Annotated in this window: 7 protein-coding genes and 1 riboswitch; all 7 genes read right to left on the minus strand. The window is 50.9% G+C overall.

Features of this window, described 5'->3' with window-relative positions; all coding sequences use genetic code 11:
- Positions 1-23 precede the first annotated feature (23 nt).
- The 7 genes from atzF to RN22_RS23560 all read right to left on the minus strand — a co-directional run bounded on the left by atzF (position 24) and on the right by RN22_RS23560 (position 9,668).
- Positions 24-1,778, minus strand: a complete 1,755-nt coding sequence (gene atzF / locus RN22_RS23530) for an allophanate hydrolase (RefSeq protein ID WP_046308298.1) — start codon at positions 1,776-1,778, stop codon at positions 24-26.
- On the minus strand, positions 1,779-5,411 hold the full coding sequence (uca, locus tag RN22_RS23535) for an urea carboxylase (RefSeq protein ID WP_046308313.1): 3,633 nt from the start codon (positions 5,409-5,411) through the stop codon (positions 1,779-1,781).
- 124 nt (positions 5,412-5,535) lie between these two features.
- The gene (locus RN22_RS23540; RefSeq protein WP_046308300.1) at positions 5,536-6,180 is read right to left on the minus strand and encodes an urea amidolyase associated protein UAAP2; all 645 of its coding nucleotides are present in this window, start codon (positions 6,178-6,180) and stop codon (positions 5,536-5,538) included.
- A gap of 10 nt (positions 6,181-6,190) precedes the next feature.
- Complete coding sequence (locus tag RN22_RS23545; RefSeq protein ID WP_046308301.1) at positions 6,191-6,916, minus strand: urea amidolyase associated protein UAAP1; 726 nt, start codon at positions 6,914-6,916, stop codon at positions 6,191-6,193.
- Positions 6,917-6,954: 38 nt separating this feature from the next.
- The gene (locus tag RN22_RS23550; protein ID WP_156168252.1) at positions 6,955-7,746 is read right to left on the minus strand and encodes an ABC transporter ATP-binding protein; all 792 of its coding nucleotides are present in this window, start codon (positions 7,744-7,746) and stop codon (positions 6,955-6,957) included.
- A 2-nt stretch (positions 7,747-7,748) separates the two neighbouring features.
- Positions 7,749-8,573 carry an ABC transporter permease gene (locus RN22_RS23555; RefSeq protein WP_046308305.1) on the minus strand — a complete coding sequence of 275 codons (825 nt, stop codon included), beginning with the start codon at positions 8,571-8,573 and terminating at the stop codon, positions 7,749-7,751.
- A 9-nt stretch (positions 8,574-8,582) separates the two neighbouring features.
- Positions 8,583-9,668 (minus strand): putative urea ABC transporter substrate-binding protein, encoded by a 1,086-nt coding sequence (locus tag RN22_RS23560; RefSeq protein ID WP_046308307.1) that lies wholly within the window; start codon positions 9,666-9,668, stop codon positions 8,583-8,585.
- Positions 9,669-9,724: 56 nt separating this feature from the next.
- A riboswitch (guanidine-I (ykkC/yxkD leader) is annotated at positions 9,725-9,850 on the minus strand.
- Between the last annotated feature and the right edge of the window lie 251 nt (positions 9,851-10,101).

The following is a 10,101-nucleotide window of genomic DNA, read 5'->3' on the forward strand; positions in this document are numbered from 1 at the left end:
GACTTTACAGCCTGCTTTTCTAGCTAGCTATTGTTAGTCAGATACAAACGCCAACTGCCATAGGATGAAATGTCTTTTGCACCTTCAATACCCGATGCTTCACAGGTAAATCCCGTCACCCAGGTACCGTCATCCAACTCAACTTTGCCCAACCCCAACGGGCTTGGAATGCCTGCAAGAAAATCACCCACACGGGAGGTCGGCACTTCCCAAAGTTCCATTTCAATGCTGACGCCAGCTTCGTTCACACGCACCATACCGGGGCGTTTGGGTCCTTCCCCTGCCAGCGCATAGAAACGGTAACTCGATGCACTCCGGCGTTTATCGATAAAGCTCGCGTGACGATCCTTGAGTTGATGGTTCAGCGGTAAACCTTCCATGTGGGCACCGCATACGGCAATAACCATGGTTTCATCAATCGATTCGCCCACCGAAACGGCTTCGTTGGCGGTATAAGCTTTGGCAAGGTCCAGCAGCTTGGATTCACTGCCTTGGTCTGAAAACAGCGTAATGCCAAACGGCATCTGCTCCGTTTCATCGTCGGCGGGAATCGCAATCGCAGCATAATCCAGAAGGTTCATGAAGTTGGTGTAATAACCAAAGTCGGTATTTTTCTGGATCGGGTCATCAAGCATTTCTTCGATGGTGTAAATCGTCCCCGACGTCGGAACGATAACTGCGTCAACGGTTTTCAGCTTGGCATCACATCGCTTTTTCAGGGCTTTCAATTGATACTGAGCATTGAACGCATCCACCGCTGAGAAGTTAGCTGCACCACCTAGGATCGCCTGAATCGATGGTTCACACTGCGTTTCATGCTCATCAAAAAAGCCTTCTATGGCGGCATAACGTTCTGCTACCCAAGGCCCCTGATAAAGCAAGGTCGCAGCGTCCAGGAAATCCTGAATGTCCATCTCTACCAGCTCGGCACCATTTGCCGCTAACTTCTCTTTACTCAGCTCAAACCGACGCTGAAAGTCTGCATTACCAAAAAACTCCAGGTTCTCTGTCTTCGGTACACCAATCCTGACTGCATCAGATAGATAAACGATGTCGGCATCATACTCAGAAAAGTCACGGGCGTAAGCGTCACCCGCATCATACTGCCCGGCGATAGGCAGCAGGTATTCAATGTCTTCAACGCTATGTGCAAACAAAGTGACGCAATCCAGAGTTCTACAAGCGGGAACCACACCACGGCAGCTGATCCGTCCAATACTCGCTTTCATGCCTACCAAACGGTTAAAAGCAGCAGGTATCCTGCCTGAACCCGCCGTGTCCGTGCCCAAGGAAAACATGACCTGACCCAGAGCAACGGAAACTGCGCTGCCAGAGCTTGAACCACCAGAAACGTATGCTGGGTCAATACTGTTCTTACAGGCTCCAAATGGACTGCGTGTGCCGTTTAAGCCTGTCGCGAATTGGTCGAGGTTGGTTTTACCCAATGGCACCGCGCCCGCCTCAATTAAGGCCTGTACCACAAACGCGGATTGACCCGGTGTGTATGCAAATTCTTTGCAGGCTGCCGTCGTTTGTAATCCCGCCAAATCGATGTTGTCTTTAATGGCAAATGGCACACCATAAAGCGGCTTGTTTTCCGGTTTGTGGTTTCTCAACGCTTTGACGTAACCATCCAATTGCGCTCTACTGATCAGGCTAATCCAGCAGTTATGCTGATCGTTTTGCGCTTTTTTCCACTGGGAATAGAGATAATCTGCTGGCGTGATGTCACCTGACTGATAAGCCGCCAACAGTTGTTGAATTGACGTAAATTCCATTTAGATATGCTCCATGATTAACAGTGTTTGTCCGGCGCGAATTTGCTCACCTTCGCTTTTAGACATTCGGACCACGCGCCCTGATTGTGACGCTGTCACTTCAATTTCCATTTTCATTGATTCAACGATAAGCAACGGCTGCCCCACTTCGATGGTATCGCCGGGCTTGGCCAGTAGTTGCCAAACATTCCCTGCCAACTGAGCGGTCACTGGGAACTGACCGGTTTCGAGCACTTCGAGGTTTGTCTCTGCGCTGTCCACGACTTCGGCAACAAAGTTCGCCTGTCCGGTCTCTTCCCAACGCTGACGCTCGGCATCAAACGCAGCTTGCTGTTGAGTTTTGAACGCACTGATTGATTCACTTTCTTTCGCCAACATCGCCTCGTATTCAGCGAGACTGAAACGGGTTTCTTCAATGCGAACATCAAACTTGCCACGTGGAAAATCGCGGCGGATTTGAGTGAGCTCTTCAGGCGAGACAGGATAGAAGCGAATCTGGTCGAAAAACCTTAATAGCCAAGGCTGAGTAAATGCCTCTGTCTGGTTGTATCGGTTCCACATCTGGAGTGTACGCCCCATTAACTGGTAACCGCCCGGCCCTTCCATGCCATATACACACATGTAAGCACCACCAATACCCACCGCATTTTCAGGCGTCCAGGTGCGCGCTGGGTTGTATTTCGTTGTCACCAGTCGGTGGCGAGGATCCATCGGTGTCGCCACAGGTGCGCCAAGGTAAACATCACCCAAACCCATGACGAGATAACTCGCATCAAACACAATGTCCTGCACCGCTTCTCTGCTTTCCAGACCGTTAATTCGACGGATGAACTCAATATTGTCCGGGCTCCATGGCGCGTCTTTACGCACCACTTCATCGTACTTTTTCATTGCTAACTGGATGGAAGGGTCATCCCAGGAAAGCGGCAAGTGAACCACCCGGGAAGGCACTTCCAATGTGCTGATGTCGCCGAGGGTTGCCTCTGCTTTTTCGAGCAGAGAAAGCATGGCTTCACCGCTGATTTGCAGATTATCGAAGTGCACCTGAAGCGAACGAATACCAGGGGTCAGCTCTTTGATGGCGGGGATCGCCATTTTTTCCAGCGCCAACATCAATGCGTGAACACGAAAGCGGAGTTTCACGTCGAGCATTTGTGGGCCATATTCCACCAGCAGAAAATCTTCTCCACTCGGGCGATACACCACCTGCTCGCCATATTTATCCGCTGGGATTTCTTTCAATACCGGAGAAGTTCGGGTTGAAGCACTTGGCAATGCCAACTCCTTCGAAGACAACATGCCAATCGCCGCTAACTGATGACGTTCCGCGCGCTCGGCATGATCCAAAGACACCGCCTGAAAACGGATTTTATCTCCCGCCTTCAATTGTCCGAGCTTCCAAAGGTCGGCTTTTATCACTGTGGCAGGACAAACAAATCCGCCCAGACTTGGGCCGTCTGGCCCGAGAATCACAGGCATATCACCCGTAAAGTCCACTGTGCCGACGGCGTAAGCATTGTCGTGAATGTTAGAAGGATGGAGCCCGGCTTCACCACCGTCTGGTCTCGCCCATTCGGGTTTTGGTCCAATTAAACGCACACCCGTGCGGCTTGAGTTGAAGTGAACTTCCCATTCGGCATCAAAAAACGATTGGATATCGTCATTAGTGAAGAAATCTGGCGCACCGTGCGGGCCATAAATAACACGCAGGGTATGCGTCATGGCAAGGTCCGGTGCTGACAATGTTTCACCAACGCGCTTTTTATCCAATTGAGTGTTGTTGAGATGCAGTACGTCTCCTGCCATCAGTGCACGGCCTGCATGTCCGCCAAATTTGCCCAAAGTAAACGTCGAGCGGCTGCCAAGGTATTCAGGGCAGTTAAATCCACCTTTGATAGATAGATATGCCCTCGCCCCTTTGTTTTGAATCGCGCCAAGCGCGACGGTATCGCCTTTCAATATTGCCAGCACGGTAAACATCGGCGCTTCAACGCCATTAATCGTAACGGGCAATTCAGCACCAGTTACCACCAGCTGGGTATCAGCGTTGAATTTGAGGGTGGGTCCGTTAGCAATGATCTCCAAACCAGAAGCGGTTTCATCGTTGCCCAATAACTGGTTACCTAGACGGAAGCTCAGGTTATCCATGGGGCCAGATGGCGGGATACCAACATGCCAATAGCCACTGCGGCCGGGGTAATCCTGAATGGTGGTTTGGGTACCGCTATTTAACACATCGATAGAATGAGGCTGATAATCAAATGACGCCAAACTCGATGTCAGCACTTCTCCCTGCTTCACCAGAGGCTCGCGGGAAAGTTGTGCAAGGTAATCAAGGTTGGTTTCTATGCCGTAAAGAGCGGTGTTTTCCAGCAAGCTGGCGATGCTATCCAGTGCTTGCTCTCTTGAAGGTTCATGCACCATGACTTTGGCAATCATCGGGTCGAAAAATGGGCTGACTTCCACGCCCGCTTCCACCCAAGTATCAATGCGCACCGTGCTGCCATTTTCGTCCTGACTCACCGCATTACCCTGAACACCTTCTGGGAAATCTAACTGAGTGATTAATCCGGTTGATGGCAGAAACTGTTTGTTTGGATCTTCGGCATAAAGACGGAATTGAATAGCATGTCCTGTTGGTTTGGCGTCCAGAGCCTCTTGCCAATGTTCAGCGTGTTCGCCACAGCCGATTTCTACCATCAGACGAACAATGTCCACGCCAAAGATCAGCTCAGTAACGCCGTGCTCAACCTGAAGGCGCGTATTAACCTCCAGGAAGTAAAACTGTTGGGTAGATTGGTCGAGGATGAACTCAACCGTACCCGCATTTCGGTAGTTCACTGATGCGGCAAGACGAATAGCTGTCTGTTGTAACTCTTGGCGGGTCTCTTCATTCAGATTGGGAGCCGGCGTCTCTTCCATCACTTTCTGGTTGCGACGCTGTGCAGAACAATCCCGCTCTCCCAACGCAATCACGTTCCCTTCGCCGTCTCCAATTACCTGAACTTCGATGTGGCGTGCTGAAGTAATGAACTTCTCCATGAACAAACCACTATGGCTGAAGTTGGCTTCACCCAGACGTTTTACTGCCTCAAAGGCATCCTGAAGCTGTTCGGCATTTTCACAAAGGCGCATGCCGATACCACCGCCACCAGCGGTGCTTTTGAGCATGACCGGATAACCCATTTCTTCTGCTTTGGTAAGCGCTTCTTCCACGCTTTCGAGCAACCCCGTACCCGGCAGCAAAGGAACATAGGCACCTTCCGCCAACTCGCGGGCAGTGTGTTTCAAACCAAAGAGATTGATTTGCTCGCTGGTTGGGCCAAGAAATGCGATATTTTCACGTTCACAAGCCGCCACAAATTCTGGGTTTTCACTTAAAAAGCCGTAGCCGGGATGAATCGCTTCAGCACCCGTTTGTTTGGCGATGGTAAGAATTTTGTCGATATCGAGATAGGTTTCAGCGGCACTGCCCTCGCCTAAGCTGTAGGACTCTGTTGCGTTGAGAGTATGCAGGCTGCCTGCATCGTCTTCGTGGTAAACCGCTACACTTGCGATGCCCATGGCATCAAGCGTTCGAATTATTCTGCAAGCGATGGCGCCACGATTGGCGATAAGAATTTTTTTGAACATAGCGTTGTCTTCATCTATCCGGGTCGTCCCGGACAAAGACCTGAGGTGCATTTCCTGCGTGAAGGGTCGTCCCTTACCTCTCCTTGGTAACCTTGTTGTCGCGCGTATTACTCAGTGCCCAGCGTTAAGCTGCATCCCACACTGCCACTTCAATTGGCGTTGGGTTATAGGCATTACACGGGTTGTTGAGCTGTGGACAGTTAGAGATCAGCACGATCACGTCCATTTTGGCTTCCAGCTCCACATATTTACCCGGCGCGCTGATGCCATCCGCGAAGGTCAGTCCGCCTTCCGCTGTCACTGGCACATTCATAAAGAAGTTCACGTTGTGGCTGATATCTCTTTTGGTCAGGCCATACTCTGGGTTTTCTGTGACTGCCAGTAACCAGGAATCGCGACAAGCGTGCATGCAGCGCTTTTCATGCGCGTAACGCACTGTGTTGCTCTCGGTTGAACAAGCGCCACCCAAGGTGTCATGGCGACCACAGGTATCCGCGACAATTTCCAGCATCGGGTTGTTCAGATTTGATAACAACACTGATCCCGCTGTCAGGTAGGCATTACCTTGCTCGCGAAGTGTATCCATCGCTGAATAGCGTTCTTCGGTGTTGTTAGCGTTATAAAACAAGGTGTCCGCGGCCTGATTACCTTCAAGATCAGTAATGCGCATGCGCTCTCCCTGCTTCATGACTTTGAAGTAGTAATCTCCAGCATCCACAACCTCTTTCAATTTGGCTTCCTGGGTGCAAAGTTGGCTTTCAACAATCATGACTGGCTCCTTATCCCATCAGTTGCGGTTGATATTGGCGGGTGTTGACGAATCCACGGCGGTTTTCATCGCAGTGATTCAAACAAGCGTCATCTTCTGTAATTGGTTCCGCACGCACCATTTCGACGTCAACGCCCGTTCTCGGATAAGTAGAAGATGGATTCATCGGATGTGGGCAGGAGCTCAACAGCACAACCGTGTCCATTTCAAAGCGAAGCTCAATCACATCACCTGCACCGGTGTTTTCGCTATCAAATGCCAGCACACCGTCATCAGCCGTGGAGACTTTGCTAAAGAGGTTCATCGGAGCCGCGACATCACGTAATCCCAATCCAAACTTCGCCATTTCAACCAACATGGCATCGTGGCCGTTTTGCATCCACAGGTTACGGTGATGCTGATAATCGCGCGCGCCCCACTTTGTGGTGACGTGTTGGCTGTTGCTGAGGCCGCCAATACTATCGATCCATCCTGTGTCATCACGGACAATAGAGCAGAAAATACGCCCCATGTCGGAATACACGCAGTTGCCTGCGGTGAGCTTAAACGTGTGCTGGCATTTCAGCGTGTCCGGCAGGTTGATGCGCTCTGACGTATTACGCGGGTTGTACATCAACAAACTTAGGTTTGCGCCGCTGTCTTTCGCGGTAAACCTCAAGCTGTAACCAGCAGGTACTTCCAGCGAGCCATGTTGCCCGCCTTGGTAACTGTGCTTAAACAAGCTATTCAGTGTCATTGCTTTCTCCTTTGCTGTCGAAGCTGGTTTCCGGTGGCTTATGCCACTTCCTTTTGTTCTTTCGCCTGTAATGAAGCGATGATCTCTTCCTGACCTGAAGCATTCAGGGGAATATCAAACGTCACCTGCGATCCATAACGATCTGGCTCTTGCGGGTCGAATCTTGGCTTATCGAATACCCAAAGACGCGAACCCAGTTTGAAGCCTTCATGAAGATCGTGGGTGATCATAAAGATGGTCAGGTTTTGCTCCTGCCAAATGTCGTTGATCAGCACATGCATATCTTTCCGAATCCCCGGATCCAGTGCCCCGAAAGGTTCATCCAACAGCAGAATGCGCGGCTTTTTCATCAACGCTTGTGCAATGGCCAAACGCTGTTGCATCCCGCCTGACATTTCTGCGGGATACTTGTTGGCAGCGTCTGTGAGGCCGAGCCTTTCTAGCTGTGCCATGGCACGATCTTTCAGCTCGCCCTTGCTGCTTCCCCACACTTTTCCGAGTACTTTCGACATTTCGAATTCGTCAGCCACCATGACGTTTTGCAGAGCCGTCATATGTGGAAACACTGAGTATTTCTGGAACACGATGCCGCGTTCAGGGCCAGGTTCCGAACTCAGAGGCTTTCCATCCAAAAGCAGCTCACCGCGTGAAGGTGCCTGAGTGCCGAGCAACATGTTCAGAAAGGTGGATTTACCACAACCCGAAGTACCAAGGATGCTGATGAAATCCCCCTGCATCACTTTCAGGTTCAAACGTTCCAGCACCACGTGGTCGCCATATTCTTTCCAGACATTTTTGGCTTCGATAATGGGTGTATTTGAGTTGTCCATAATCACTTCCCTCCCTGAGTCGCGTGGAGCCACGGGTAGCATTTAGCGGAGAGTTTTTGCAGCAGCCAATCCATCAGGAAGGCAAGAATGGTTATCCAGACGACGTAAGGCAGAATCACATCCATCGCCAGATAGCGGCGGATAAGGAAGATGCGATAGCCAAGACCTTCGGTGGAAGCAATCGCCTCTGCGGCAATCAGGAAGAGCCACGCACTGCCAAGCGTTAACCGCACGGCCTCGATAAGGCGAGGCATTACCTGAGGCAACACCACCCGAACCAGCAAGGTCCATGAATTCGCCCCCAGTGTTTGCGCCTTGATGATTTGCTCGCTCGGAAGGCTCTCTGTTCGCAGCTGCAAATCGCGGATCATCATTGGAGTAATACCAATGACAATCAGCACCACTTTTGACAGCTCTCCCAAGCCCAAAGCAATAAACAAAATCGGAAGAATTGCCATCGGAGGGATCAGAGACATCGCTCTGACCATCGGAGACAGTGGCGCCCGCACATACGGGATCATGCCGTTCGCCACACCCACCACCAGCGCCAACAGCGCACTGATACCCACACCGAGGCATAAACGTTCCAAGCTCGCCCAGGTGTCGACCCATAGGAGAAACTCCCCGGTTCGACGGCTGGGTTCAAACGCCATACGCTCAATACCATCGGCAATGCTGGCAAATGAAGGGAGCAGTTTATCGTTAGGGTTTTCTGCCAAGCGGGCATCTGATGCCACCAAATAGGCGGCGATCAGAAGCACAAACGGCAGGCAAGCTAGAACCGAGCGACCAAATGGCGACGGCTTCAGGTTAATAATTCGCGTCATAAGCCCGCCTTACAGCTCGCCTTTCGCTGCCATATCCATAAAGGTTGAATTGAATCGAAGGAGGACATTGCTGCTGTCGCCGAACACACCCGCGGGGGTTTCAATGCCGATAAAGCCCGCATCAGGCGCACCTTCGCCCAGCAAACCATGCTTGAATGAGAACTCAGCCACCTTACCCATGGTGTCTTTCAAGGTTTCAGACTCAGTAAAGGTCACTGCATCTGCTGGCTGGTAGAACATTTTGGTTGAATCCAACTGAGCTTTGTAGCCGCCCAAATCAGTACCGGAAGATGCCGCCATAAACTCCAGCGCTTTGGTGCCAACTTCGTCGTCCATCTGCATCCGGCTCATGATTTCATACCAAGCGCCCGTCAAGGCTTTACCCAATTCTGGGTTCTCCGCCAGTGTGTCGCTGTTTACGACCAGAAGGTCGATGATTTCACCGGGGATTTGAGAAGAATCGAAGACTTTTGATGCCTTTGGCATAGAAACAATCTCTGCCAGCAGCGGGTTCCACGTGGTTACGGAGGTCACGTCTTTTGTGGCAAACGCCGACACCAAATCCGCATCTGCGGTGTTTACCACAGTCACGTCACGCTCAGACATGCCGACACTTTCAAGCGCGCGCGCCAAAAGATAGTGTGAAACGCTCAGCTCTACCAAGTTAACGCGTTGGCCTTTGATGTCGGCCAGTTCAGCGGCATCTTTCAGCACGATGCCGTCGTTACCGTTTGAGAAGTCACCGACGATAAGTGCCGTTGAATCAACGCCGCTCGCGGCAGGAATGGTCAGTGCATCCATGTTGGTCATCACTGTCGCATCGAACGCACCCGCGGTGTATTGGTTGATCGACTCGATATAGTCATTGACCTGAACAACTTCGATTTCTATGCCGTACTTGTCAGCCCATTTCTTGATAATGCCTTCACTGTTACCGTAATCCCACGGCACCCAACCGACGTAGATTGACCAAGCCAAACGAAACGTCGGCTTATCTGCAGCGAGAGCTTGCCCTGAGATGAGAGTGAGACACAATGTGGCGGCAAGCGCCAGACGGGTGGAAATTTTGCGAAGAATGGAAGAATACAACTTCATAATTACCTCTACCTTGAGTTTTCACGAATCGACGGCACCAAAGAGATATCAAGCGAATCTCCCGGGCTTTTGTCCCTCCGTGTGACCTCTTAGTCAGCTTCGCGCTGATTTAGGTGAGGTTGACAACTCTCGGACCAGGCATGCTTTTCCTTGTTAGCATCGGAACCCTAGTTGTCTATTTTCAAATTGTCAGAACGCTTTCGAACGATACATCTTTGGTGCGTTACTGATGATGTTATAAGCAATGGGCTTGCCAAATTTTTATGTCGTTGTATTTAAGGGAATTTACTTTCATTTCCAATTTTCTGCCTGAAGAAACCGAACAGATTGGGTGCAGAATTGCACTGTTTTGATCCATGCAACGAACTGTCGACCTTTGGAAATAGCAGGATGAGCAAGCCACATATACCCAAATAACCTGAAGATGCTGGAT

Origin of the sequence: Grimontia sp. AD028, assembly GCF_000973155.1 — a bacterium.
Lineage (GTDB): Bacteria > Pseudomonadota > Gammaproteobacteria > Enterobacterales > Vibrionaceae > Enterovibrio > Enterovibrio indicus.

Coding starts and splice junctions, on each gene's coding strand:
- RN22_RS23550 (WP_156168252.1), bottom strand. CDS start 7,746: ATGGACAACTCAAATACACCCATTATCGAAGCCAAAAATGTCTGGAAA.
- uca (WP_046308313.1), bottom strand. CDS start 5,411: ATGTTCAAAAAAATTCTTATCGCCAATCGTGGCGCCATCGCTTGCAGA.
- RN22_RS23555 (WP_046308305.1), bottom strand. CDS start 8,573: ATGACGCGAATTATTAACCTGAAGCCGTCGCCATTTGGTCGCTCGGTT.
- RN22_RS23540 (WP_046308300.1), bottom strand. CDS start 6,180: ATGATTGTTGAAAGCCAACTTTGCACCCAGGAAGCCAAATTGAAAGAG.
- RN22_RS23545 (WP_046308301.1), bottom strand. CDS start 6,916: ATGACACTGAATAGCTTGTTTAAGCACAGTTACCAAGGCGGGCAACAT.
- atzF (WP_046308298.1), bottom strand. CDS start 1,778: ATGGAATTTACGTCAATTCAACAACTGTTGGCGGCTTATCAGTCAGGT.
- RN22_RS23560 (WP_046308307.1), bottom strand. CDS start 9,668: ATGAAGTTGTATTCTTCCATTCTTCGCAAAATTTCCACCCGTCTGGCG.